Here is a 25,630-nt window from a genome sequence, read left to right as displayed (position 1 = left end):
ACTGGATGATCGGCCATGCGGCCGCTGTGGAGCGCTTCCCGCCTTCGCGGGAAGACGATGGGCGTGAGTCGAAGCCGGACAGGCCGACATTCGTCAGCGCTCGATGCCGTTCTCGGCTTCGTACTTTTGCATCGTCGCGATCGCGTCCAGCATGTACGCGTACCATGCTTCTTCGATCTCTCCGATCTGTCCGATCAGGCGCTCAAAGTCGGGCGTCGATGCACCGCGCGCCAGTAACCGCTTGTAGGCCGAGGCATACCTGCCGTTCTCGTAGTGGAACAGGAAGTGGGTCAGGCCCCAGTAGTGCAGGTAATACAGATTGACGTGCCGGTCGATGCCGGGGCCGCGGCCCTCCAGCAACTCGCGCAATGGAATGAAGCGGACGGCGTCGACGTCTGCGTGCAGGCTGCCGGTCAGCTTCATCCGTGACAGCCACCAGATCGGGTAGGTGTCCGGGTCGCTGCGGCCCGGCGTCAGCACGCCGTCCTCGAGCCAGCTCGCGCCCAGATAGCCAGCGACGCCTTCATTGGCCCATGCGGGAAGTCGCCAGCCGGCGACTTCCGTGTTCAGTTGATGCACGGTCTCGTGCAGCATCCAGTGATGCGGGTTCTCCTTTCCGCCACCGTAGTAGGCGTAGCAGGCGGGCCGCAGGTAGTACGCCTCGGCCCATGGCCGACTTTGGTTGTTGCGCTGGAATTCCTCGCGGTCGGCGAAAAGCACGAGCGTCATTCGCCGAGAGGTTGGCTGGACGTGGGCGGCGAACAGTCCCATGTATGCCGCATGCAGGCTTTCCACCGCCTGCGCGACCTGCTGCGTCTGCGTCGCCGTGGCGGTGCTGTGGATGCGGTAGTGCGGTGTCTCCAGCAGTGTCGCGTTGGCGGGAATCCGTGCGACGGGTGTCGCCGCCGCCCCAGACACAGGCTCCGGCCGCGTCCGCTGCCATGCAACGAGGCCGACGGCCAGCGCCAGTGACGCCACGATGGCGGAGGTCAGGATGCTACGGCGTGTCATGTCGCCGGCGGCACCGGCAGGCTGACATGCATCAGCGTGGGATCGTCGGGATCCAGCTTGACCCGGAAGCCCAGGCTCTCGCACATGGCCAGCATGGTGCGGTTCTCGCGCAACACCTGGCCTTCGATTGTCTTCAGGCCCAGCCACTGTGCGTACTCGATCATGATCTGCATCAGTTTCCAGCCGATGCCGTGGCCCTTGAGGTCCGAGCGCACCAGGATGCCGTACTCGCCTGTTTCGTAGTTGGCATCGGCGTGCAGGCGCACTGCGCCGAGCATCTCGTGCGTGCCCGGATGCACCGCCACCAGCGCGATCGAGCGGGCGTAGTCGAGCTGGGTGAGGCGGGCGATGAACTCGTGGCTGAAATGGCGCACCGACTGGAAGAAGCGCAGGCGCAGGTCTTCGTCGGTGATGTGGGTGAAGAACGCGCGGAACATCGCGTCGTCTTCCGGCCGCACCGGTCGCACCAGCGCGGGCTGGCCGTCGGCGAGTTCGATGGTCCGTTCCCATTCGGTCGGATACGGGAAGATCGCGAAGCGGGGATGGCCGCGGCCCTTGTGCAGCGCGCGACCGCGCGCCACCGCGATGCGCGCATCGACCGCGACCACGCCATCGCGGTCGGCCAGCAGCGGATTGATGTCGAGCTGCTGGATCTCGGGAATATCCGCGGCCAGCTGCGCCAGCTTCACCAGCACGAGCGCGACCGCGCGCTCGTCGGCCGCCGGCACATCGCGGTACGCCTTCAGCACGCGCGACACGCGGGTGCGCGCGATCAGCTCGTGCGCCAGCCGCAGGTCCAATGGAGGGAGGGCGACGGCCTGGTCGTTGATGACCTCGACCGCCGTGCCGCCGCGCCCGAACGCGATGACCGGGCCGAACACGGGATCGTCGGCGATACCGGCGATCAGTTCGCGCGCCTTCGGCCGCAGCAGCGTGGGCTGCACCAGCACGCCTTCGATGCGCGCGTCCGGCCGACGTTCGCGCGCGCGCTGCAGGATGGTCGCCGCCGCCTCGCGGACGGCGTTCGCGTTGGGCAGGTTGAGGCGCACGCCGTCGACGTCGGACTTGTGCGGGATATCGGGCGACAGGATCTTCACCGCCACGGTCGCACCTTCGGCCAGCAAGGGCGCGGCGATGCGCGCCGCATCGTCGGGATCGACCGCGCGCCAGACCGGTGCCATCGGAATACCGTAGGCGGCCAACAGCTGGGTGGTGGCGAGGGGATCCAGCCAGGTCTGTCCGGCGTCCAGTGCGGCATCGACCAGCCTGCGTGCGGTGGCGAGGTCCGGACTGAAGTCCTCCGGCAGGCTGGGCGGCGTCTCCATCAGCGCGGCCTGCACCTCACGATGACGGACCAGGTGCATGAAACCGGCGACCGCGTCGGATTCGTTCGGATAGCGCGGGATCTGGGCGGCATCGAGCACGGCTTCGGCCTGCGGATCGTTGCCCAGCCAGACGGTGAAGACCGGCTTGCGCGCGCCGTGCGCGGGCCGCTGCGACAGCACCCGGGTGACCGCATGCGCGGCTTCCGACGAGGACGACAGCACGGTCGGCACGTTGACCGCGAGCAGTGCATCGTTCTCCGGATCGGCGAGCAGCGCCTCGATCGTGGCGGCATAGCGGTCGGCGTCGATGTCGGTCAGCAGGTCGACCGGATTGGTGCGCGACCAGCCCACGGGCAGGATGCGGTCCAGCGCATCGCGGGTGGTGTCCGACAGCGTCGCCAGCGTGCCGCCCTGTTCGTACAGGTGATCGACCGACAGCGCGCCGACGCCGCCGCCGTTGGTGAGGATCGCCAGGCGACGGCCCTGGAACGGCCGCACCTGACCCAGCGTGCGCGCGGCGGCGAACAGTTCGTGCAGCGAACGCACGCGCAGCAGGCCGGCACGGCGGAAGGCGGCGCCGTACACCGCATTCGGACGCGCCAGGTTCTGGGTATGCGTGCTGCCGGCGGGCGTGACCTGTGCGCGACCGCTGTGCCCTGACTTCACCACGACGACCGGCTTCGTGCGCGCCGCCGCACGCGCGGCCGACATGAACTTGCGGGCGTCGTGGATGGCTTCCACGTACAGCAGGATCGCGCGCGTGCGATGGTCCGTCGCGAAGTAGTCCAGCAGGTCGGCGAAGTCGACATCCAGCGCATCGCCCAGCGACACGACGGCCGAGAAGCCGACCGGCTGGCTCATGCTCCATTCGACCAGGCCGCCGGAGATGGCACCCGACTGCGAGATCAGCGCGAGGTCGCCGGCCTTCGGGAAGCGGCTGGCGAGGCTGGCGTTGAGGCGTGCATGCGGCGCGATCACGCCCAGGCAGTTCGGCCCGAGCACGCGCAGGCCCTTTTCGCGCGTCAGGGTTTCGAGCTGCACCGCGGGCGAGCCCGGACCGCTGCCCATCGCCGCGGTCAGCACGACCACGGCACCGGCGCCTTTCTCTGCGGCTTCCGCGGCGAGCTGCGGCACGGTCGCCGCGGGCGTAGCGATGACCACCAGGTCCGGTGTCCATGGCAGGTCGCGAAGCTGGCGCACGGTCGTCACGCCGTCCATCGGCGTCGGATGCTTGTTCACCAGTCCGATGTTTCCGTCGAAGCCGGCCGCCAGCAGGTTTTCGATCACCGCACGGCCGACCGAGCGCGGCCGCGACTGGCTGCCCACCACCGCGACGGCGCGAGGCCGGAAGATGGAATCGAGACGGTACGTGCTCATGACGGGACAGCGTCCTCCGGATGCCGGCAAGGGTAGCGCGACGCGCGTTGCGTCCGCATGCGCGCCATCACGCCAGCTTCAACGCATCCGGATACGGGGCAGTATCCGGGTATTCGCCGGCGGCGAGATGCGACTGGAGGTCGCGCCACCACGCCGGCCGGAACAGGTCGCCGTGCGCCGCCTTCAGTGCCTTCGCCTGCGCGTCGGGAAGGCCGAGGAACTGCGGGAAGCGTTCGGGGAAGACGTCGCCGGCATCCACGTGGAACCACGGGCCATCGGCCATCTGCTCCTCGTACGTGGTCGGTTGCGGCCAGTCGCGGAAGCGGCAGTCGGCGACCAGCCGCAGTTCGTCGTAGTCGTAGAACACCACGCGGCCGTGGCGCGACACGCCGAAGTTCTTCAGCAGCATGTCCCCGGGGAAGATGTTGTTGCGTGCCATGTCCTTGATCGCCTGGCCGTAGTCGAGCGCGGCGGTGCGTGCGGCCTCGGCCTTCTGCTCGCGCAGGTACAGGTTCAGCGGACGCAGACGCCGCTGCACGTAGCAGAGGTGGATCACCAGGTCGTCGCCGTCCTCGCTGAGGCTCTGCCCGCAGCTTTCGCGAAGTTCCCGCAGCAGCTCGGGCGAGAAGCGCGCGCGCGGGAAGCGCAGGAAGCGGAACGCCTGCGTGTCCAGCAGCCGGCCGACGCGGTCGAGGTGGAACACCAGATCGTACTTGTCCTCGACATCCTGTCGGCTCATCGCCTTCGGGTAGGCGAAGCGGTCGCGGATCACCTTGAACACCAGCGGGTAGCTGGGCAGGGTGAACACCGCCATCACCATGCCGGGCGTACCCTCGGCATGTACCAGCCGTTCGTCCGGATGCGCGTGGAAGTGGTGGAAGAAGGTGCGGTAGCGTTCGGTCTTGCCCTGCTTGGCGCGGCCGAGCACGGTGTAGATCTCGTCGATGGGCTTGCCCGGCAGCAGCGAACGCAGGAACACCACCGCATCGCCGACCGTCGACAGGTCGGCGTGGAAGTAGCTGCGCGAGGTACCGAACAGGTGCGCCACGTCGCCGCGATGGGTCAGCACCGCTTCTGCCTTCAGCTGGCCACCGTCGTTGACCAGGGCGATGACGCAGGGCGAGAACCGGTGTTCGCCGAACACACGGCCCACCAGGTAGGCGCGGCGCTCGCGGTAGAACACCGTGTCCAGCAGTTCTATGCCGCGGACGGGATTCGCGCCCCAGTGCGCCAGGTCGTCCTGCAGGCGCACGGCGATGGCCGCGGCGCAGCGGGTGCGGTGGGCATAGGGCACGTCGAACCCGTAATCGCCGAGCACGCGCGCGAACGTATCCGTCGGGCGCTGCTCGGACACGGCATAGCTGTGGCGCGCGACCGGATGGGTGATCGCATCGGTGGGTTCGACGTCCAGCGCGACGAACTCCAGCGCCGGGTCCACGCCGCGGATGCGCAGGAAACGGCGGCAGAGCGTGTTGTAGAACGTCTTGTACAACTCGCGGTCGATCTGTCCCGCGACCAGCGTCTCGAACGCCGCCCGTGCGGTGACCCATAGCGTCCGGTCGTGCGCCTGGCCCAGCAGCGCTGACTGCAGCCGCAGCGCGCATTCGGCGATGCACTGGTCGTACAGCTCGATGCGTTCGACGGCGTCGGCGCGCGCGCCGGCCCAGTCCATCGTCTCGAACCGGCGCTTCGCGCGCTGCGTGATCTCCGCGAATCGCGCGTGGTAGTCCGCGAAGGCGTCGTGGATCAGGCGGGCGATGGCATCGTCGTGGACCATGCGACCGATGTTAGCCGGCACGCGCTGGAGTCATCGCTCCACCGCGATGCCGGCCTGCTCCAGCAGCCAGGCGCGCACCTTGCCGAACCCGGGGTGCGAGAGGCTGCGTTCGGGATAGACCAGGTAGTGCGCGAAGTCGGCCTGCAGCCGCTGCTTCGTCAGCGTCACCAGGCGGCCGGCCTTCACCAGCGGCTCGGCCAGCGTCCAGCGCGCCAGCGCCACGCCGACGCCCTGCGCCGCGGCCTGGTGCAGCGTCTCGGTGTCGTCGAACTGGGCGACGTAACGCGCGGGCGGTTGGCCGCCGAAATGCTCGAACCAGTCCTTCCAGCGGTTGGCCGGATCGCCGAGCAGCGGAAGCTTGGCCATCTGGTCCGGCGACGGCTTGCCGTGCTGTTTCACCAGTGCGGGACTGGCCACGGGCGTGATCCATTCGTGGAAGAGGAACTCGGCGTGCACGTTCGGCCAGCGGCCGCCGCCGAGGCGCAGTGCCAGGTCCACCGGCTCGCGTTCGAAGTCGACCACGTGCGTGCTCGACTGCAGGTTGAGCCCCAGCTCGGGATGCGCCGCGAGGAACGCCGGCAGTCGCGGCACGAGCCAGGCGGTGGCCATCGATGGGATCAGGCTGAGCGTCACGGTGTGGTCGTTGCGCAGCGTAGCGCGCCGCAGTGCGTGCTCGATGGTGTCGAGCGGGCCCGAGATCGCATCGAACAGGCGCTGGCCGTCCGGCGTCAGTTCCACGCCGCGCGGGCCGCGCGCCAGCAGCTTGTGGCCCAGCCGCTGCTCCAGCAGCCGCATGCGGTGGCTCAACGCACTGACAGTGAGGTGCATGGCCTCCGCCGCACGCGTCAGGTTGCGCAGGCGGGCAGCGGTGACGAAGGCGTCCACCTGGTCCAGCGGCAGCCGGCTCATCTTGAATGCACCTCAAGGCTGGGTTGCGGAGCTTTCGCTTTTTCAGGGCAGATCATGCCCCTACCTTGGGAGTCCTTCAAGCCGGACACCGGCGCAACGGAGCAGTCCCATGCAGACCGAGACCAGGAAACAGTGGTGGCAGCAACTGGGTGGCATGAGCCAGGGCATGTTGTTCCTGCAAGGCCATGTCGCCCATCACGACAGCACTTGCCGGGTATCCGCCGAACGACCACACCATCAGCACGATGCCGCCGGCAAGGTGCGGCACCGTCGGGCCCTGGAACGTCTGAGCGCCCGTCGCCTGCGCGCGATGACGTCGCTGTCGTTGTTCCGGTAAGGCAGCGGTTCCCTCGTTCGTGGGAGCGACGTCAGTCGCGAACAGGCTGCCGCGGCGGTTCATCGCGACTGACGTCGCTCCCACACCGATTCCCACGCTGGCTTCAGGCCTTCACGTACACCCACGCATCGCGGCCGGATGTCAGGCGCACCTGCACGCGCACGTAGTCGGCGACTTCGTAGCGGTCCGCCGCTGCGAGTTCGTCGGCGGTGATGCGGAACACGGTGCCGCCGACTTCATCGGACGGATCGCCGCTGGGACTGACGATGGGATGGAAGCGTTCGCCGCTGGCGGCGAGCACGTCGGGATCGGTGATCTCCACCATCGTCCGCGCGTATCCGGTCATCGCATCGGGTTCGCCGTCGAGCCGGCGGCCGAACGAGGAGCGCTGCACGCTTTCCAGCTGCAGGGTGCCGTAGGAGAACAGCAGGATGTCGGTGGCGTCGGTCATGGCGGGAGGCATCGGATAGCGGCGGCACGCACGATGGTCGCCGAAAACACAACGCCCGGCACGAGGCCGGGCGTTGGAGTCGGCAGCAAAGCGATCAGCGTCAGGCCGACAGCGTCGCCAATGCGTCGTTGAACGTCTTGCTGGGACGCATCGCGGCGGAGGTCTTCGCCAGATCGGGGTGGTAGTAACCGCCGATGTCGAGTGCCTTGCCTTGCGCGCCGTTCAACTCGCCGAGGATGGTGGCTTCGTTGTCGGCCAGCACCTTCGCCAGCGGGGCGAACCTCGCCTTCAGCTCGGCGTTCTCATCCTGCGCGGCGAGTGCCTGCGCCCAGTACAGGGCCAGGTAGAAGTGGCTGCCGCGGTTGTCGAGTTCGCCAACCTTGCGCGCGGGCGAGCGGTTCTCGTCGAGGATGCGGCCGTTGGCCACGTCCAGCGCGTTGGCCAGCACCTTGGCCGGCGTGTTGAGGTAGCGCTGGCCCAGGTGCTCCAGTGATGCCGCCAACGCGAGGAACTCGCCCAGCGAATCCCAGCGCAGGTAGTCCTCTTCCAGGAACTGCTGCACGTGCTTCGGCGCGGAGCCGCCGGCGCCCGTCTCGAACAGGCCGCCACCGGCCATCAGCGGTACGATCGACAGCATCTTCGCGCTGGTGCCGAGCTCCATGATCGGGAACAGGTCGGTCAGGTAGTCGCGCAGCACGTTGCCGGTCACCGAGATGGTGTCCTCGCCCTTGCGGGTCCGCTCCAGCGACACCTTCATCGCCTCGACCGGTGGCAGGATGCGGATGTCGAGCGCATCGATCGTGTAGTCCTTCAGATACTGCTCGACCTTGGCGATCACCTGCGCATCGTGCGCACGGTCCTTGTCCAGCCAGAAGATCGCCGGCGTCTTGCTCAGGCGCGCGCGGCCGACGGCCAGCTTCACCCAGTCCTGGATCGGCGCGTCCTTGGTCTGGCACATGCGCCAGATGTCGCCGGCCTCGACCTGCTGCTCGAACACGACCTTGCCCGCATCGTCGCTGACGCGCACGCTGCCGTCTGCCGGAATCTGGAAGGTCTTGTCGTGGCTGCCGTACTCCTCGGCCTTCTGCGCCATCAGGCCGACGTTGGGCACGCTGCCCATGGTGGCCGGGTCGAACGCACCGTTCGCACGGCAGTCGTCGATCACCGCCTGGTAGATGCCGGCGTAGCAGCGATCCGGGATGACGGCCTTGGTGTCCTGCAGCTTGCCGTCGGCGTTCCACATCTTGCCGGAGTCGCGGATCATCGCCGGCATCGAGGCGTCGACGATCACGTCGCTCGGCACGTGCAGGTTGGTGATGCCCTTGTCGGAGTTCACCATCGCCACGGCGGCGCTGTCGGCGTAGACGGCCTGCAGATCGGCCTTGATGGCTTCCTGCTGGTCGGCCGGCAGCGTGCCGAGGCGTGCGTACAGGTCGCCGATGCCGTTGTTGGCGTCGAAGCCGATCTGCTCCAGCACGGCCGCATGCTTGGCCAGCGCGGCCTTGTAGTACTCGTTGACCACCACACCGAACATGATGGGGTCGGAGACCTTCATCATCGTGGCCTTGAGGTGCAGCGAGAACAGCACGCCCTTGGCCTTGGCATCGGCGATCTCGGCGGCGACGAACGTGGCCAGCGCCTTGCGGCTCATCGAGGCGGCGTCGACGATCTCGCCAGCCTTCACCTTCACCTTGTCTTTCAGCACGGTGACCGTGCCGTCGTTGGCGACCAGCTCGATCTTCAGCGCGCCGTCGGCCGCCAGCGTCGCCGACTGTTCGCTGCCGAAGAAGTCACCGGCGGTCATGTGGGCGACGTGCGACTTCGAGTCGGCACTCCATGCACCCATGCGGTGCGGATGCTTGCGGGCGAAGTTCTTCACCGACAGCGGGGCGCGACGGTCGGAGTTGCCTTCGCGCAGCACCGGGTTCACCGCGCTGCCCTTGACCTTGTCGTAGCGCGCCTTGGCGTCCTTCTCCCTGTCGTCCTTCGGTTCGTCCGGGTAGTCCGGCAATGGATAACCCTGCGCCTGCAGTTCCTTGATGGCGGCCTTCAGCTGCGGCACCGAGGCGCTGATGTTGGGCAGCTTGATGATGTTGGCTTCCGGCTGCGTCGCCAGCTGGCCCAGCTCGGCCAGGTCGTCGCTGATCTTCTGCGCGTCGCTCAGGTATTCCGGGAACTGCGAGAGCAGGCGGCCGGCCAGCGAGATGTCGCGGGTCTCCACGGCGATGCCGGCCGGCGCGGTGAACGCTTCGACGATCGGCAGCAGCGACTGGGTGGCGAGGAACGGGGCTTCATCGGTGAGGGTGTAGATGATGCGGGGCGTATCCGACATGGCGATCAGGACTCTCGACAAGGGGCGATGGGAATTCAGCGCGCCATTGTCGCGCGCCATCGCACGCAGGGCAAAACGAGGGGGTATGGATGCAGGTGCCCGCCCTGCGTTCCTGTCCCGGGACAGGGTCGCGGCGCCGTGCGTGCAGAGGGAACGATCCGGCGACGGATCACGCGCAAAAAAAAGCGGGCGTGGATCGCTCCACGCCCGAGCTTGCCCCACACACGTGGGAGAGAGCCTTGGTCTTGCGGGATTACTTGACTTCGATTTCCTGCGTCATGCCAACCGGCTGGCCGTTCAAGGTCACGTCGACCTTGTACTTGCCGGCAGGCCAGTTGGTCGCCTTGGTGAACTCGATGTTGGTGGTGTCGGCACCGCCGGCGACTACATTAGCGGTCTGCTGAGCGGCTACTTGGCCATCCTGGAACGTCAGCTTGGCGTCGATCGCGGCATTGGCCGGCGTCGCCGCATCGGTCTTCACCGACACGATGATCTTGTCCTTCACGCCGAACATGCCCACAGCAGCCACGGACTTATCGGCGGCGGCCGTATTGCCGACGGTGACGCTGGTAGCGCTTACCGGCATCGGGGCAGGTACGGGTTCAGCCGGCGCGGGTGCCGGCTCAACGGCGGCCGGCGGCGCGACAACGGGTTCTTCCTTCTTCTTGCAGCCGACGAGCGCGACGGTGCCGACGAGCGCGGCGGCCAGAGCGTATGAAATGCGGTTGTGCTTCATGGGTTCGATCCTTGTGGATGAGGTGGAGAGGCGATCAGGCGTCGGCAGGCTTGGGCGGCAGCTTGATGACCTGCCCCGGGAAAATGCGGTCGGGGTCGTCGATCGTGTCGCGATTGGCTTCGAAGATCTGCTTCCACGCATTGGCGCTGCCGTAGTGCGTCTTCGCGATCTTGGAAAGCGTGTCGCCCTTCTCGATGGTGTAGCTCTGCTCGCCGATGATCTCAGCAGTGCTGTCGACACGTGCAGTCACGTCGGAGAAGTCCGCAGCCTTCTCGGCAGTGGAATCCACCTTGGCTGTAACGTCCGAGAAGTCGGCCTTCTTTTCTGTACTCATTGCATCCACCCTTCCTGGCGGGCTGTGGGATGCGCAAAGCGTTGCACGCGCCCTGTTAAGAATCCATAGCGCGCGCGTGAAACGGATCTATTGTTACCTGAGTAACTTTATTGGCGCAGGTCGCGCTTCATGAGCGGGACATTCATGTCGGCCGTCGCGCGCCACGGATTGATGTCCAGGCCACCGCGACGCGTGTAGCGCGCCTCGACCGACAGTGAGGTCGGGCGGCAGTGCGCCAGCAGATCGTGAAAAATCCGTTCGACGCACTGCTCATGGAACTCGGCGTGGTCGCGGAAGCTGACCAGGTAGCGCAACAATTCCACGCGGTCGATGCGCGGGCCGCGGTAATGGATCACGACGGTCGCCCAGTCCGGCTGGCCGGTGACCGGGCAGTTGGACTTCAGCAGTTCGGACGACAGCACTTCCTCGACGCTCTCTTCCGGATCGGCGGCCAGGAACTCGGCACGCGGCGGACCGTAATGGTCGATTTCCACATCCAGTCCGTCGATCGACTCGCCTTCCGGCGTCTCCGCCATCGGCGGCAGACCGAACACCACCTGCACGTCCGCCCCGGCGCGCGCCGACAGGTCGGTGGCGATGCGTTCCAGCACGGCGGCATCGCTGTTGAAGCGCGTGCTGTTGAGCGAGTTGAGGTAGAGCTTGAGGGACTTCGATTCGATCAGGCAGGGTGACGTGCAGGGCACGGTCAGTGTGGCGGTCGCCACGCGTGGCTTGCCGCGGGCGTCCAGCCAGCTCAGCTCGTAGCCGTGCCAGCGGTCGTGTCCGATGAAGGGCAGGGCATCGGCGGCGATGCCGATCTCGTCGCGCGCGCCCTGGCGCGGGATCGGGAACAGCAGGGTCGGGTCGTAGTGCGCGGGATACGCGACCTCGCGACCCAGCGAGGAATCCTGGGGGGTGTTGTTCATGCCGCCATTTTACGGACGGGCCCTAAAGCCGGGGTGTATAACGGCGGCGTCTCCCGAGAGGACGCGACCATGCGATCACTGCTGCTGCCCGGCCTGTTCGTGCTGCTGTCGGCCTGCGCCAGCGACCCCGCCAGCGGCGGTGGTCCACCGCCGGCGACGTTGCCGGACGACGGGTTGGTCCGTCCGCAGGGCGAGGGGCCGGTATTGATGAAGGTCGGCCAGGTGTTCGAGATCGCGCTGATGTCCAACGCCAGCACCGGCTACCAGTGGGAATTCACCTCGGACGGCACGCCCGTGCTGTCGCGGACCACCGGTCCGGCCACGCCGCCGCCGATGGACACGCAACCGCCGATGCCGGGCGCGCCCTCGCTCGCGCGCTGGTGGTTCCGGGCGGAGACGCCGGGCGAGACCACCGTGCGGATGGTCTATCGGCGGTCGTGGGAAACGGTACCGCCGGTGGAGGTGGTGGAGTACCGCATCCAGGTCAAATGAGGATGGCGACAATGACGGCAGGAAAAGGACTTCTCATGGCGAGCTGCCTGCTTCTGGTGGCGCTGCCCGGAATCGCAGCCTCAGCTTCCGATCCGTCGGACGGGTGTGCAGAGCCGACGTTGCGTCGCGAACTCCTGCAGCGACGCGATGTCGACCAGTCGGCACGCAATGCATTGACGGCATCGCCGACATCGAAGGAGGCGCTGGACAGCGTGCTGAGCGTGGATGCAGACAATGCGCGATTCATGCGCGGCATCCTCGCCGCGTGCGGGTGGCCGAAGCGCTCGCTGGTAGGTGATGAGGCCGCGAAGGCGGCATGGCTGCTGACCCAGCACGCGGACATGGATCCGCAGTACCAAGTGCTGGCGGGCCAGCAGATGAAGCTGGCCGTGCTGGAAGGCGAGGCTGACGCCAGGCAACTGGCCTCGTTGGTGGACCGGAATCGGCGCCTCAATGATCAGCCTCAGGTGTACGGCATGCAGTACTTCGCCAGTGCGCAGGGCGTCATCGAGTTCTACGACATCGTGACGCCTGCGCAGTTGGATGAGCGGAGGCTGGAGATCGGACTGGAAAGCTTCTACTGCTGGGTCCAGCGGCTGTCATCCGGCAAGAAGGATGCGGCGTTGGTGTGGCCCGCTGGCGTCCTGTTCGTGCCCTCGACGTGCAAGGCCGATTGAAGCACGTTGCTCCCACAGGCATTCACCAGACAAGGGCCCGCCTGTGTTCGGCTTGGCTTCGCTGGCCCCGCAAGGCAAAGTGGCCGCTCCCCCGAAGGCCAGGGAGGCCGTCATGACCTCGCACGCATCCATTCTCTGGCTGGCGCTGATGGCCGCAGTCCCTGCCGTCGCGCAGACATCAGTCGCGCAAACACCATTGGCCGCACCTGCACCTGCACCTGCACCTGCACCTCCTGCCTCCGCAACACCGGTGCCCGATCCGGTGTTTGCTGCCTGCATGACCAGCCTGCGAAGCGTCGCCGAAAAGCAGGGCGTCACGACGGTCAGCTTCGACACGTACACGAAAGACCTGGCCGCCGACATGAGCGTGCTGGACCTGCTCGACGCGCAACCCGAATTCACCACGCCGCTGTGGGATTACCTGGCCGCACTGGTCGACGAGCAGCGTGTGGCAGATGGGCAGGCCATGCTGACGACGCATGCCGATCTGCTGGGCCGGGTATCGCAGGCCTACGGCGTGGACCCTGCCACAGTGGTCGCGGTGTGGGGCGTGGAGAGCGACTACGGACGCGTGTTCGGCAAGCGGCCGCTGCTGGTGTCGCTGTCCACGTTGTCGTGTTTCGGTCGGCGCCAGGCGTTCTTCCGCGGTGAATTCCTGACCACGCTGAAGCTGCTGCAGGCGGGCGACGTGCGCGTGGACGGCTTGAACGGGTCCTGGGCCGGCGCGTTCGGCCATACGCAGTTCATGCCCAGTACGTACCAGCGCATCGCGGTCGACTTCGATGGCGATGGGCGGCGCAACCTGATCGACAGCATTCCCGATGCGCTGGCCTCGACCGCGAACTACCTGGTGAAGTCCGGCTGGCGCACGGGTGAGCCGTGGGGCTACGAGGTGAAGTTGCCGGCCGGATTCAACCTCGCACAGGCCGGGCGCACCAACCGCAAGCCGCTGACCCAGTGGGTGTCGCAAGGCATCGCCCGCGTCGATGGCCAACCGTTGCCGGCCGACGACCGCAACGCCGCGGTGCTGGTGCCGACCGGCGTCAATGGTCCCGCCTTTGTCGTGTTCAAGAACTACGACGCGATCTATTCCTACAACGCCGCCGAGAGTTACGCCTTGGCCATCGCGCTGCTCGCGGATCGCCTGCGTGGCGGCACGGGGCTGGTCGTCGCCTGGCCGACCGACGATCCCGGGATCGGGCGCCCGCAGCGGCGCGAACTGCAGACCCTGCTGCTCGCCCGCGGCCACGCTATCGGCAGCGCCGACGGCATGATCGGAACGCAGACGCGGCGGGCCGTCGTCGTCGAACAACAGCGCCTGGGCCTGTTGCCGGCGGATGGCCGGGCCGGCACGAAGATCCTCGCGGCGTTGAAGGCGGAAGGTCCGCCGGTCGCGCCACCCGCGGCGGACAAGCCATGAATACGCTTCCCGACGGCGTCACCCGCGAAACCTGGCAGGGCATCGACGTGCTGCGCGTGGAGACGCCGTTCTCCGTCGCACGCATCAGCCTGCATGGCGGGCAGCTGCTGTCGTTCACCCCCAACGGCTTCGATGACCTGCTATGGGTGTCGCCGACGACATCGCTGCCACCGAAGGCTATCCGCGGCGGCGTGCCCGTCTGCTGGCCATACTTCGGCAAGCAGGGGCAACCGGACGGTGCCGTCCAGCACGGCCATGCACGCATCTCGCGCTGGCCGTTGACCGAGGTGAAGCGCGAGGCCGACGGCACCGCCGTGCTGAAACTCGCGCTGCCGCTGCGCGACGGCGTGCCGCTGGAATTGCAGATGTCGCTGCACATCGGCCGCGAACTGCGGCAGAGCATCGACACCCTGCATCGCGGCGACGCGCCGTACCGACTGACACAGGCGCTGCATACCTATTTCCGTGTCGCCGACGCCATGCAGGTACGGGTTACCGGGCTGGACGGCCTGCGCTACGACGACAAGTACGACGGCGGCACGCATGTGCAGTCTGGCGACTGGTCGCTGCACGATCCGCACGATTCCGGCCGCAGCGATCGCATCTATATCGGCACCGGGCATCGGTTCGACCTGCTGGATCCGGCGGGCGGTCGCCGGATCCGGCTGGACACCTTCGGCAGCCGCTCGCTGGTGGTCTGGAATCCGGGCGAGGCCGGCGCCGCGGCCATCGGCGACATGCCGGACGACGGCTGGCGGACCTTCGTTTGCCTGGAAGCCGCGAACGCCAGCGACGACGCTATCGAGCTGGAGCCGGGCCAGAGGCACCGGTTGAGCCAGGTGATCTCGGTGGCCGCGTTGTAGACCCGCCCTGTGGGAGCGACGTGAGTCGCGATCGCACGCGTGCCGCCATACACGGTGCCAACGGTGCGGAAGTGCTTCAGACATCGATACCGAACATCGAGGACCGCCATGGTCTGCGATCGCGACTGACGTCGCTCCCACAAAGAGACTCCACCACCGCGGTTGGCATGCCCTACACTTGCGCACCTCTCGCCGGTTCCGCCCGTGAACGCCGAAACTCCCGCATCCGCAGGCCGCCGCGCGGCCCTGTTCTTCATCTTCATCACGGTGCTGATCGACATCCTGTCGTTCGGCGTGATCATTCCGGTGCTGCCGGGGCTGGTGCGCGAGTTCACCGGCGGCGACTTCGTGCAGGCCGCGTGGTGGGTCGGGACGTTCGGCATGCTGTTCGCCGCCATCCAGCTCGTGTGCACGCCGATCCAGGGCGCGCTGTCGGACCGCTTTGGACGACGCCCGGTGATCCTGCTGTCGTGCCTGGGCCTGGGCATCGACTTCGTGTTGATGGCACTGGCGCAATCGCTGCCGTGGTTGCTGGTCGCGCGCATCTTCTCCGGCGTGTTCTCGGCCAGCTTCACCACGGCGAATGCCTACATCGCCGACATCACTGCGCCGGAGAAACGCGCGCAGGCGTTCGGCATGATCGGGGCGGCCTTCGGCGTGGGTTTCATCATCGGTCCGATCATCGGCGGCCAGCTCGGTGCCATCGACCTGCGGCTGCCGTTCTGGTTCGCCGCCGGGCTTGCGCTGCTGAACTTCCTGTACGGCTGGTTCGTGCTGCCGGAATCGCTGCCGAAGGCGCGTCGCACAGCGACGTTCGACTGGTCCCATGCCAATCCCATCGGTTCCATGGCGCTGCTGAAGCGCTATCCGCAGGTCTTTGGGCTGGCCGCGGTCGTGCTGATCGCCAACCTGGCGCACTACGTCTATCCGAGCGTGTTCGTGCTGTTCGCCGAGTACCAGTACCGCTGGAACGAGCAGCAAGTTGCGTGGGTGCTGGCGGCCGTCGGCGTATGCAGCGTGATCGTGCAGGCGGGCCTGGTCGGTCGCGTCGTGCCGCGATTCGGTGAACGCCGCACACTGCTGTTCGGGCTGGCGTGCGGCGTGGTCGGCTTCTGCATCTACGGCACCGCCGATGTCGGCTGGATGTTCCTGATCGGACTGCCGATCAGTGCGTTGTGGGGTCTCGCCGGTCCGGCGACGCAGGCACTGATCACGCAGCAGGTGGGCGCCGACGTGCAGGGCCGCGTGCAGGGCGCATTGATGAGCCTGGTCAGCCTGGCCGGCATCGTCGGCCCGATGATGTTCGCCGGTACGTTCGCACTGTTCATCGGCAAAGCCGCGCCGGCCCATGTGCCCGGCGCGCCGTGGTTGCTGGCGGCGGTGCTGCTGGCCATCGGCTGGCTGGTGGGATGGCGATTCGCACGACCACCGCAGGCATCGACAGCGGGATAGGAGAAGGCCGCCCGAGGGCGGCCTTCTTCATGGCATAGACGTAGTGGCGATCAATCGTTCTCGACGTGGATGATCTCGCCGGTGTTGGCGGCCAGGTGGATCTCGACATCGTTGCCGTCGGCACGCTCGGCTTCGGCCTTCCACACGCCGTCGTCAAAATCGACGTCATGGATCTTGGAGTAACCGGCGGCGGCCAGCTTCGCCTTGACGTCGTTTTCGCTGAGGTTGGACACCAGCTTCTCGGCCATCACGTCGCCGGTGGCCGGATTGATGCGGACGTCGACGCGGTCGCCGTTGGCACTGGTGGCGTCGGTTTCCCACATGCCGTCTTCGAAATCGAGATCGTCGATGTTGGTGTAACCCTTCTCGGCCAGCAGCGCGCGCACCTGCGGCTCCTTCATCGCGTCCTTGCCGGCGGTCGGCGCGGGCGCCTGCGCGAACGCGGCGCCGGACAGGGCGGCCAGCGTGGCCAGGGTCAACAGGCGATGGCGGAGGCGGATGGTCTGCATGGGAATCTCCTGCAAGGATGGAGCGCCGATCCTGCCGACGCCCGCATCACCGGTCGGTGAATCCCGCGCGTTGGAACTGAACGCTCCACACCGTGTTCACCTGCATGAGCAATGCATCAACGCGACTCAGCGGCGACGCAGCACCAGCAGCGTCACCACACCCGCGACCAGCCCCCAGAATGCCGACCCGATGCCGCCCAGCGACAGCCCGGAGGCAGTGACGAGGAAGGTCACCAGCGCCGGCTCGCGATCCGCTTCCTCGCGCAACGCGGCGGCCAGACTGTTGCCGATGGTGCCGAGCAGAGCGATGCCGGCGATGGCGAGGATCAGTTCCTTCGGGAACGCCGCGAACAACGCGGCCACCGTCGCACCGAACAGGCCGACGATCAGATAGAACACGCCGGCTGCCATCGCCGCGACGTAGCGACGCGATGCATCCTCGTGCGCCTCGCGGCCCATGCAGATCGCCGCGGTGATCGCCGCCAGGTTCAGCGCGAACGCACCGAACGGCGCCAGCAGCAGGTTGGTCACGCCGGTCCAACCGACAACGGGGGAGATCGGGATCGCGTAGCCCGAGGCCCGGATCACCGCCACGCCGGGCACGTTCTGCGAGGCCATGGTCACGATGAACAACGGCAGCGTGATGCCGACGATGGCGGCGAACGAGAAAGTCGGCGCGGTGAAGATCGGTTTCGCCAGTTGCAGCGACAGGCCGTCCACATGCAGCAGGCCGAGCGCTGCGGCGAAGACGATGCCGACCAAGAGCGTCAGGATCACCGCGTAGCGCGGCAGCAGCCGGCGGGCGAGCAGGTAGACAGCGAACATCGTCAGCACCATGCCGAGCTGCGTCTTCATCGCCGCGAAGGCATCGATGCCGAAGCGCAGCAGCACGCCGGCCAGCATGCCAGAGGCCAGCGACACCGGGATGCGGCTGATCATCCGCTCGAAGAAGCCCGAGAAACCGCACACCGCGATCAGCAACGCCGACAGCAGGAACGCACCGATGGCGTCCGACAGCGGCAGTCCGGCCGCACTGCTGATCAGCATGGCGGCGCCCGGTGTCGACCACGCGGTCACCACCGGCATGCGGTAGCGCAGCGACAGCCCGATGCAGGTCAGGCCCATGCCCAGGCCGAGTGCCCACATCCACGAACTGATCTCAGCCGGCGACGCGCCCAGAGACTGCGCCGCCTGGAATACGATCACCGCCGAACTGGCGAAGCCGACCAGCACGGTGACGAAGCCGGCTGCGATGGCGGAGAGCGAGAGGTCCTTGAGCAGATGGCGGGTTGGGATGGAATTCATGCGGTCATCCATGTCGTGGGAGCGACGTAAGTCGCGAACGCTTTCTCACCGAACTTCGATCGTCACTACCCTGATGGCCCCACCTTGGATCTTCGCGACTTACGTCGCTCCCACGACAGCAACACGTTTGCCGACCGCCTCGCACCAGCGGTGCGCGACCGCCAGCGACGTCGTGCACACCGCTTCATCGGTCACCGTCGTCACCGCGCGCTCCAGCAACTGGATGTCGGCTTCGTGCTGGCGCGCGACGTGCGGATCCTCGAAGAAGATCACCCGCTGGCAGCGGTGCTCCAGCACGCGGTCGGCGATCTGCGCGTCGCCGCCGAGCGGACCGCTCTGGAAGCGTTCCACCCAAGGCGTGTCCTGCGGCCAACCGCGGCTCCAGGCCAGCTCGTTGAGGCGCGCGCCGGTGGTGCCGGTAGCCATGCGATGCGCGAAACGCGACAGCACGTCGAAATGGGTATCGGCGAAGTCGAGCATCCGCGGCTTCATCGCATCGTGCGCGATCAGCGCCAGCGTCTGCGACTCCAGCGCATGGAAGCGGTCCGCGCCGCGGTCCGGCGCGAGGCCGGCATGGATGCGTTCCATCTCGACCCAGTCGCGCGCCGAGGCGACCGTCGACAGGAACGGTTTGCCGTGGATCACGCACTGGCGCTTCAAGGCAATCGCTTCGGGAAAGATCGAGGACGGATCGACCGGATCGATGAAGTAGATCGCCCCGTCCAGGCTGCGCTCCGCGCCTTCCAGCCCGACGACTTCCGCCACCAGTTTCATCAGACCGCCATCGCGGCCGTAGGGATAGCGCTTGAGCGGCTCGTAGCCGCGCAGCATCCCGGCGGCGGCGATGGCGTCGTGGGTGCGGCCCACCACGTGCAGACCCAGATCGAGCTCGCGGATGCCGGGTTCGCAGGCACGCAGCCAGCGGAACAGCGCGGCGTCCTCGGTGTGGTGGTGCAGGCGGTTGGCGGCCAGGCCCAGGCGCATGTTCGATCGGATGAGGGCGGAGCAACGAGTCTAGCGTAGAGCCGAGCTTGCCCGGCTCATGGAGATCGCCGAATCAAACGCAGCGGAGCAAGCTCCGCTCTACGAAAGCAAGAGCGTCGCGATGCTGCCTGCCGCGTCGCGCCCTTCCGCCACCGCGGTGACGACGAGGTCAGCGCCGCGCACGGCGTCGCCACCGGCGAACAGTTTCGGATGCGTGGTCTGGAACGGCAGGCGCTCGCCGCCGCCGGCGACGATGCGGCCGTTCGGCGTGCCTTCCACGCCGACCTCGGCCAGCCACGCCGGCACGGTGGGCGAAAAGCCGAACGCGATGATCACCACGTCCGCTTCGAGCACCGATTCGCTGCCTTCGATCGGCACCGCATTCTGGCGGCCACGCTCGTCGGGTTCGCCGAGCTTCGTTTCCACCACCTGCACGCCGGCCACGCGGCCGTCGTCGCCTGCCACGATGGCAAGCGGCTGGCGGTTGAACAGGAAGCGCACGCCTTCCTCGCGCGCGTTCGCCACTTCGCGCGCGGAGCCGGGCATGTTGGCTTCGTCGCGACGGTAGGCACAGGTGACCTTGGCCGCGCCCAGGCGGATCGCGCTGCGCACGCAGTCCATGCCGGTGTCGCCGCCGCCCAGCACGACCACGCGCTTGCCCTGCAGCTCGGGCAGCTGCAGCTTGTCTTCCCAGCCGGCGATCGCGCGACCCCAGGGATCGCTGCCGCTGACGATACGGCCGTTCTGCACCAGGAAGGGCAGGGCCGGCAGCACGCCGTCGAGATCCTGGCCGGGCAGGCCGCCGTCGGTGTAGCGGTAGGCGCCGGTGCCGAGGAAGACCGCGTCGTACTCCTCGAGCAGTTGCGCCAGCGTCAGGTCGCGGCCGATCTCCACGCCGAGGCGGAACTGCACGCCCATGCCTTCCAGCACCTCGCGGCGCTGCGCGATGACGCTCTTGTCGAGCTTGAAGCTGGGAATGCCGAACTGCAGCAGGCCACCGATCTGTTCGTAGCGGTCGTAGACCACCGCCTGGATGCCGGCGCGCGCCAGACGGTCCGCGCAGCCGAGGCCGGCGGGACCCGCGCCGATCACCGCCACGCGCTTGCCGGTCGGCTGCACGTCGCTGAGGTCGGGCCGCCAGCCGTTGGCCAGCGCGGTGTCGACGATGTACTTCTCCACCGCGCCGATGGTGACCGCGCCGAATTCCTCCAGCGTGCAGCTGCCTTCGCACAGGCGGTCCTGCGGGCAGACGCGGCCGCAGACTTCCGGCAGCGGGTTGGTGGAGTGGCACAGCGCGGCGGCTTCCTCGATGCGGTTCTCCTGCACCAGCTGCAGCCACTGCGGGATGGCGTTGTGCACCGGGCACTTCCAGCTGCAATAGGGATTGCCGCAGTCCAGGCAACGACCGGCCTGGTACTGCGCGTCGTCCTTGCCGAACTTGCCGTACAGCTCGCCCCAGTCGCCGCCCGTGCGCAGCTCCAGCGGAATGCGCTGCGGCATCGTCCGCGGCAGGTCGAGGAACTGGAATACCTGCTTCTTGCTCATGGGGACAGTACCTGCTTCCCCTCTCCCTTGATGGGAGAGGGTGGCCGAAGGCCGGGAGAGGGTGAGCCGGAGCCCGCTGCGGCGAAGCGCCACGTCATCGCATCGAGTGCATGGAAGCAACCGCACGCGTCGCTGCGCTCGCGCCCCCTCTCCTGCTCTGCGGGCATCCTCCCCCGCGAGGGGGGAGGAGAAAGGCGAAGCGCACTCATGCCGCGCGCCTCAACGTCTCGTTGAGCGAATCGATGCTCGCCGCCTTCGGCTTCACCAGCCAGAACTTGCCCACGTAGTCGCGGAACTCGTCGAGGATCTGCTGCGCCCAGATGCTGCCGGTCAGTTCGCGGTGCCGGCTGATCAGCGTGTGCAGGTGCTGGCGGTGGCTCTCGAAGCCTTCCGGGCTGATGCGGTGGATGTCGATCAGCTCGTGGTTGTAGCGGTCGACGAAATCGCGGTCCAGGTCGAGCACGTAGGCGAGGCCGCCGGTGAAGCCGGCGCCGAAGTTCAGGCCCACCCTGCCCAGCACCAGCACGATGCCGTCGGTCATGTATTCGCAGCAGTGGTCGCCGGCACCTTCGATGACGGCCAGCGCGCCGGAATTGCGCACGCCGAAGCGCTCGCCCGCGCGGCCGGCGGCGAACAGCTCGCCGCCCGTCGCGCCGTACAGGCAGGTGTTGCCGATGATCGGCGTGTTGCGCGCTTCGAAACGCGCACCGCGCGGCGGGCGCACTACCAGCCGGCCGCCGGCCATGCCCTTGCCGACGTAGTCGTTGGCTTCGCCTTCCAGCTCCATCTGCAGGCCGCCGGCGTTGAACGCGCCGAAGCTCTGGCCGGCGGTCCCGCGGAAGCGCAGGTTCAACGGCGCGTCGGCCATGCCCTGGTTGCCGTGCTGGCGCGCGATGGCGCCGGACAGGCGGGTGCCGATGCTGCGGTCGGTGTTGTGGATCAGGAAGCGGTGGTCGCCGCCGCTCTTCCTGCGGATCGGCTCGGCCAGCAGGCCGTCGAGCTGCGTGGCGAGACTGTCGGGCGATTCGTACAGGCGCTGCGCCGCGCAGGCGCTGCTGTCGAACTGCGCGCCCTTCAGCAGCCGCGAGAGGTCGACGCGAACGCCTTCGCGCGGCGATACGTCGATCTGCTGCAGCAGGTCGGTGCGGCCGACGATCTCGTCCAGCGAGCGTGCGCCCAGGTACGACAGCCACTGCCGGACTTCCTCGCTCAGCAGGCGGAAGAAGTTCTCCACGCGTTCCGGCAGGCCGGTGAAGTACTGCGTGCGCAGGCGCTCGTCCTGTGTGGCGACGCCGGTGGCGCAGTTGTTGAGGTGGCAGATGCGCAGGTACTTGCAGCCCAGCACGATCATCGGGCCGGTGCCGAAACCGAAACTGTCGGCGCCAAGCAGCGCCGCCTTCACCACATCGAGGCCGGTCTTCAGGCCGCCGTCGGTCTGCAGCACGGTGCGGTCGCGCAGCTGGTTCACGACGAGCGCGTGGTGCGCCTCGGCCACGCCGAGTTCCCACGGCACGCCGGCATAGCGGATCGAACTGACCGGGCTGGCGCCGGTGCCGCCGTCGTGGCCGGAGATGGTGATCAGGTCGGCGCCCGCCTTCACCACGCCGGCGGCGATGGTGCCGACACCCGCATGGCTGACCAGCTTCACCGAGACCAGCGCCTGCGGATTGACCTGCTTCAGATCGTAGATCAGCTGGGCGAGGTCTTCGATCGAATAGATGTCGTGGTGCGGCGGCGGCGAGATCAGGCCGATGCCGGGCTTGGCGTAGCGAAGCCGCGCGATCAGGTCGTTGACCTTGTGACCGGGCAGCTGGCCGCCTTCGCCGGGCTTGGCGCCCTGCGCGACCTTGATCTGCAGCACTTCCGCATTGACCAGGTACTCGGGCGTCACGCCGAAGCGGCCAGACGCGACCTGCTTGATCTTGCTGCGCTTCTCGGTGCCGTAGCGCGCAGGATCTTCGCCGCCTTCGCCCGAGTTGCTGCGCCCGCCCAGGCGATTCATCGCGATGGCCAGTGCCTCGTGCGCTTCCGGCGACAGCGCGCCCAGCGAAATCGCGGCGCTGTCGAAGCGGCGCAACAGGTCGGACGCATCGGCGACCTGGTCGAGCGGCGTCGGCACGTCGGCCTTCTTCAGCTGCAGCAGATCGCGCAGCGCGGACGGCGGACGCGTGTTCACCGCTTCCGCGTACGCCTGCCAATCGCGGGCGTCGCCGCTGCGCGTCGCGCGCTGCAGCGTCATCACCACGTCCGGGTTGTACATGTGGTACTCGCCGCCGTGCACGTATTTCAGCAGGCCGCCGACGTCCGGCGCCTCGCGGTCGTTCCACGCACGCGCGTCCAGCTGGCGCGCTTCCAGGTCGAGCCGTTCGAAGCCGACGCCGCCGATGCGCGACGGCGTCTCGGCGAAGCACAGGTCGACGACATCGGGGTCGAGGCCGACGATCTCGAACAGCTGCGCGCCGCGGTAGCTGCTGATGGTGCAGATGCCCATCTTCGAGATGATCTTCGACAGGCCCTTGTAGACGCCCTTGCGGTAGCTGCGGCCGATCTGCGCCTGCTCGCCGCCCTTCTTGATCTGCAGGATGCCGCGGCGGCCAAGGTCGAACAGCGTCTGGTAGGCCAGGTACGGATACACCGCCGTCGCGCCGACGCCGATCAGGCAGGCCATGTGGTGCGGGTCGCGCGCGGTGCCGGTCTCGACGATCAAGTTGGCGTCGCAGCGCAGGCCGACCCGGCACAGGTGGTGGTGCACCGCGCCGGTGGCGAGCAGCGCGTGCGCCATCGGCCGGCCCGGCTGCGGGTAGCGGTCCGACAGCAGCAGCATGACGTCGCCATCGCGCGCGGCCTGTTCGGCTTCGCGGCAGATCCGCTCCAGGCCGGCCTTGAGGCCTTCCTCGGGCGCGTACGACAGGTCGATCAGGCGGTTCTTCTCGACGTACTGCGGCATCTTCAGCAGCTGCCGCAGCTTGCGCTGGCTCAGCACCGGCGAGTTGAGGATGACGTGGTTCACCGTCTCCGCGCCGGCATGGAAGATGTTGGTCTCGCGGCCCAGCTGGGTGGTCAGCGACATCACGCAGTCTTCGCGCAGCGGATCGATCGGCGGGTTGGTGACCTGCGCGAACGCCTGGCGGAAGTAGTCGTACAGCGGACGCGTCTGCCGGCTCAGCACCGCCATCGGCGTGTCGTCGCCCATCGAGCCGGTGGCTTCCTGCTCGGTCTCCGCGAGCGGGCGCAGCACCTGCTCGACTTCCTCGGTCGTCAGCTGGAACAGCTTGTGGTAGCCGCGCAGCGTTTTTTCGTCGAACGGCTCCTCGACCAGCGACGGGTCGATCAGTTCGGTCTGCAGGTAGGTGACGCCCTGCTGCAGCCATTGCTTGTACGGCGCGCGGCCGCGGTTGATGCGGTCCACCGCCTCACTGTCGAGCAGGTCGCCACGGCGCAGGTCGATCGCCATCATCTCGCCGGGGCCGAGCTTGCCCTTGCGGGTCACGCGCTCGGCCGGCACTTCCCACACGCCGGCTTCGCTGGCGACGATGAAGTGGCGGTCGCTGGTCAGCATCCAGCGCGCGGGGCGCAGGCCGTTGCGGTCCAGCGTGCACGCCGCATAGCGCGCATCCATCGAGACGATGCCGGCCGGGCCGTCCCACGGTTCGGTGTTGAGGCCGTAGAACTCGTAGAACGCGGCGAGGTCGGCGTCCTTGAACTCCAGCGACTGCGTGGCCGGTGGCACCAGGATGCGCAACGCCTGGATCAGCTCCATGCCGCCAGCGACCAGCAGTTCCAGCATGTTGTCCAGGCTCTGCGAATCGGAGCCGTGCATCGAGATGACGGGGTCGAACTCGGCGATGTCGAAACGCGGCGTCTTCCACACCTTGCTGCGCGCCTGCGCCCAGCGGCGATTGCCTTCGATGGTGTTGATCTCGCCGTTGTGCGCCAGCAGGCGGAACGGATGCGCCAGCGGCCAGCGCGGCAGCGTATTGGTCGAGAAGCGCTGGTGGAACACCACCGCACTGCTGGCCAGCTCGGCACGTTGCAGGTCGGCGAAGAACACCGCCAGCTTGTCCGGCAGCACCATGCCCTTGTAGCCGATGGCATGCGGCGACAGCGTGACCACGTAGAAGTCGGGGACCGGCACGCGCAGCTGCTGTTCGCTGCGGCGGCGCGCGAGGAACAGCGCCAGCCCGAAGGCTTCGTCTTTCTGCTCATCGCCGGCGTCGACGAACACCTGTTCGATGCGCGGCAGCGTGTCCTTCGCCAGCTGGCCGCACACGCTGTCGTTGGTGGGCGGCGCGCGCCAGCCCTTCACGGTGACGCCGGTGCGGAACAGTTCGGCTTCCAGCGTGGCGCGGCACTGAGCGGCCTGCGCGTCGTCGTGTGGCAGGAACACCAGGCCGGAGGCGAAGCGTTCGCCCAGCGCGATGTTGGACTCCGCGGCGAGCGCGCGGAGGAAGGCATCGGGTTTGCGGATCAGCAGGCCGCAGCCATCGCCGGTGAGTCCGTCGGCGGCGACGCCACCGCGGTGGGTCATGCGCGAGAGCGCGGCAATGGCGGTATCGACCAGCGCGCGCGAGGGCTGGTCGTCGAGTTGCGCGATCATGCCGAAGCCGCAGGCGTCGCGCTCGTCGTTCGGATCGTACAGACCGTTGTCAAAGCCGCCTTGGCGATTGCGAGGGGCCATGTGTCGCCTCAAACCGGAGTGACGGCGACACCGTGCCCTGCCCACGCAGCGGCACTTCGAAATGTCACCGGAGCCCCGACTAGATCACAGTTGTTGCGATGCCGCAACAACACCTATTGCACGCCAGTGGTTGGTTGCAAAGGCAACTTTTTGCGGGGCGTGCAGTGCGATTCTTCATGCACGAAAAAGC

General features: G+C 67.6%; 19 protein-coding genes and 1 pseudogene. 6 read left to right on the top strand and 14 right to left on the bottom strand.

Annotation, left to right across the window (positions count from 1 at the left end):
- Nucleotides 1-93: 93 nt before the first annotated feature.
- The 4 genes and pseudogenes from ACGHX3_RS19340 to ACGHX3_RS19325 all read right to left on the bottom strand — a co-directional run bounded on the left by ACGHX3_RS19340 (nucleotide 94) and on the right by ACGHX3_RS19325 (nucleotide 6,399).
- Nucleotides 94-1,011 carry a hypothetical protein gene (locus ACGHX3_RS19340; RefSeq protein WP_394695922.1) on the bottom strand — a complete coding sequence of 306 codons (918 nt, stop codon included), beginning with the start codon at nucleotides 1,009-1,011 and terminating at the stop codon, nucleotides 94-96.
- On the bottom strand, nucleotides 1,008-3,713 hold the full coding sequence (locus tag ACGHX3_RS19335; RefSeq protein WP_394695921.1) for a GNAT family N-acetyltransferase: 2,706 nt from the start codon (nucleotides 3,711-3,713) through the stop codon (nucleotides 1,008-1,010). Before ACGHX3_RS19335 ends, ACGHX3_RS19340 begins: the two co-directional genes overlap by 4 nt.
- A 67-nt stretch (nucleotides 3,714-3,780) precedes the next feature.
- A pseudogene (aceK, locus tag ACGHX3_RS19330) lies at nucleotides 3,781-5,451 on the bottom strand (bifunctional isocitrate dehydrogenase kinase/phosphatase); the annotation flags it as partial.
- Between the two features lie 69 nt (nucleotides 5,452-5,520).
- The gene (locus ACGHX3_RS19325; RefSeq protein ID WP_394695920.1) at nucleotides 5,521-6,399 is read right to left on the bottom strand and encodes a LysR substrate-binding domain-containing protein; all 879 of its coding nucleotides are present in this window, start codon (nucleotides 6,397-6,399) and stop codon (nucleotides 5,521-5,523) included.
- A gap of 109 nt (nucleotides 6,400-6,508) precedes the next feature.
- On the opposite strand from ACGHX3_RS19325, the gene ACGHX3_RS19320 reads away from it, so the two are divergent.
- Nucleotides 6,509-6,736 carry a hypothetical protein gene (locus ACGHX3_RS19320; protein WP_394695919.1) on the top strand — a complete coding sequence of 76 codons (228 nt, stop codon included), beginning with the start codon at nucleotides 6,509-6,511 and terminating at the stop codon, nucleotides 6,734-6,736.
- Between the two features lie 103 nt (nucleotides 6,737-6,839).
- Here the strand turns inward: ACGHX3_RS19320 and ACGHX3_RS19315 are convergent, their stop codons facing one another.
- The 5 genes from ACGHX3_RS19315 to queF all read right to left on the bottom strand — a co-directional run bounded on the left by ACGHX3_RS19315 (nucleotide 6,840) and on the right by queF (nucleotide 11,515).
- The gene (locus tag ACGHX3_RS19315; protein ID WP_394695918.1) at nucleotides 6,840-7,187 is read right to left on the bottom strand and encodes a gamma-glutamylcyclotransferase family protein; all 348 of its coding nucleotides are present in this window, start codon (nucleotides 7,185-7,187) and stop codon (nucleotides 6,840-6,842) included.
- A 100-nt stretch (nucleotides 7,188-7,287) separates the two neighbouring features.
- On the bottom strand, nucleotides 7,288-9,519 hold the full coding sequence (locus tag ACGHX3_RS19310; RefSeq protein ID WP_394695917.1) for an NADP-dependent isocitrate dehydrogenase: 2,232 nt from the start codon (nucleotides 9,517-9,519) through the stop codon (nucleotides 7,288-7,290).
- 253 nt (nucleotides 9,520-9,772) lie between these two features.
- Nucleotides 9,773-10,255: a hypothetical protein gene (locus ACGHX3_RS19305; RefSeq protein ID WP_394695916.1), complete on the bottom strand. Its 483-nt coding sequence runs from the start codon at nucleotides 10,253-10,255 to the stop codon at nucleotides 9,773-9,775.
- Between the two features lie 34 nt (nucleotides 10,256-10,289).
- Nucleotides 10,290-10,589: a LysM peptidoglycan-binding domain-containing protein gene (locus tag ACGHX3_RS19300; RefSeq protein ID WP_162338308.1), complete on the bottom strand. Its 300-nt coding sequence runs from the start codon at nucleotides 10,587-10,589 to the stop codon at nucleotides 10,290-10,292.
- A 107-nt stretch (nucleotides 10,590-10,696) separates the two neighbouring features.
- Complete coding sequence (queF, locus tag ACGHX3_RS19295; protein WP_213602295.1) at nucleotides 10,697-11,515, bottom strand: NADPH-dependent 7-cyano-7-deazaguanine reductase QueF; 819 nt, start codon at nucleotides 11,513-11,515, stop codon at nucleotides 10,697-10,699.
- A gap of 69 nt (nucleotides 11,516-11,584) precedes the next feature.
- On the opposite strand from queF, the gene ACGHX3_RS19290 reads away from it, so the two are divergent.
- The 5 genes from ACGHX3_RS19290 (at nucleotide 11,585) to ACGHX3_RS19270 (ending at nucleotide 16,419) form a co-directional block, all read left to right on the top strand.
- Complete coding sequence (locus ACGHX3_RS19290; protein WP_394695915.1) at nucleotides 11,585-12,007, top strand: protease inhibitor I42 family protein; 423 nt, start codon at nucleotides 11,585-11,587, stop codon at nucleotides 12,005-12,007.
- 119 nt (nucleotides 12,008-12,126) lie between these two features.
- Nucleotides 12,127-12,684 (top strand): DUF6624 domain-containing protein, encoded by a 558-nt coding sequence (locus tag ACGHX3_RS19285; RefSeq protein ID WP_394695914.1) that lies wholly within the window; start codon nucleotides 12,127-12,129, stop codon nucleotides 12,682-12,684.
- 148 nt (nucleotides 12,685-12,832) lie between these two features.
- A complete protein-coding gene (locus ACGHX3_RS19280) occupies nucleotides 12,833-14,104 on the top strand; it encodes a lytic murein transglycosylase (protein ID WP_394697334.1) in 1,272 nt (423 codons plus the stop codon).
- Entirely contained in the window at nucleotides 14,101-14,967 is an 867-nt protein-coding gene (locus ACGHX3_RS19275) for a D-hexose-6-phosphate mutarotase (protein WP_394695913.1), read from the top strand. Before ACGHX3_RS19280 ends, ACGHX3_RS19275 begins: the two co-directional genes overlap by 4 nt.
- A gap of 204 nt (nucleotides 14,968-15,171) precedes the next feature.
- Complete coding sequence (locus tag ACGHX3_RS19270) at nucleotides 15,172-16,419, top strand: TCR/Tet family MFS transporter (protein ID WP_394695912.1); 1,248 nt, start codon at nucleotides 15,172-15,174, stop codon at nucleotides 16,417-16,419.
- A 50-nt stretch (nucleotides 16,420-16,469) separates the two neighbouring features.
- Here ACGHX3_RS19270 and ACGHX3_RS19265 read toward each other — a convergent pair whose 3' ends face one another.
- The 5 genes from ACGHX3_RS19265 to gltB all read right to left on the bottom strand — a co-directional run bounded on the left by ACGHX3_RS19265 (nucleotide 16,470) and on the right by gltB (nucleotide 25,440).
- The gene (locus ACGHX3_RS19265) at nucleotides 16,470-16,928 is read right to left on the bottom strand and encodes a PepSY domain-containing protein (protein ID WP_213602303.1); all 459 of its coding nucleotides are present in this window, start codon (nucleotides 16,926-16,928) and stop codon (nucleotides 16,470-16,472) included.
- Between the two features lie 126 nt (nucleotides 16,929-17,054).
- A complete protein-coding gene (locus tag ACGHX3_RS19260) occupies nucleotides 17,055-18,233 on the bottom strand; it encodes a benzoate/H(+) symporter BenE family transporter (RefSeq protein ID WP_394695911.1) in 1,179 nt (392 codons plus the stop codon).
- Between the two features lie 99 nt (nucleotides 18,234-18,332).
- Nucleotides 18,333-19,217, bottom strand: coding sequence for a methylglyoxal synthase (locus ACGHX3_RS19255; protein ID WP_213602306.1), 885 nt, complete (start codon nucleotides 19,215-19,217; stop codon nucleotides 18,333-18,335).
- A gap of 99 nt (nucleotides 19,218-19,316) precedes the next feature.
- A complete protein-coding gene (locus tag ACGHX3_RS19250) occupies nucleotides 19,317-20,762 on the bottom strand; it encodes an FAD-dependent oxidoreductase (protein WP_394695910.1) in 1,446 nt (481 codons plus the stop codon).
- Nucleotides 20,763-20,967: 205 nt separating this feature from the next.
- Nucleotides 20,968-25,440, bottom strand: coding sequence for a glutamate synthase large subunit (gene gltB / locus ACGHX3_RS19245; protein ID WP_394695909.1), 4,473 nt, complete (start codon nucleotides 25,438-25,440; stop codon nucleotides 20,968-20,970).
- Between the last annotated feature and the right edge of the window lie 190 nt (nucleotides 25,441-25,630).

Source organism: Pseudoxanthomonas japonensis, from assembly GCF_043632995.1.
Taxonomy (GTDB): Bacteria; Pseudomonadota; Gammaproteobacteria; order Xanthomonadales; family Xanthomonadaceae; genus Pseudoxanthomonas_A; species Pseudoxanthomonas_A japonensis.
This window is presented reverse-complemented; position numbering and strand designations above follow the sequence as displayed.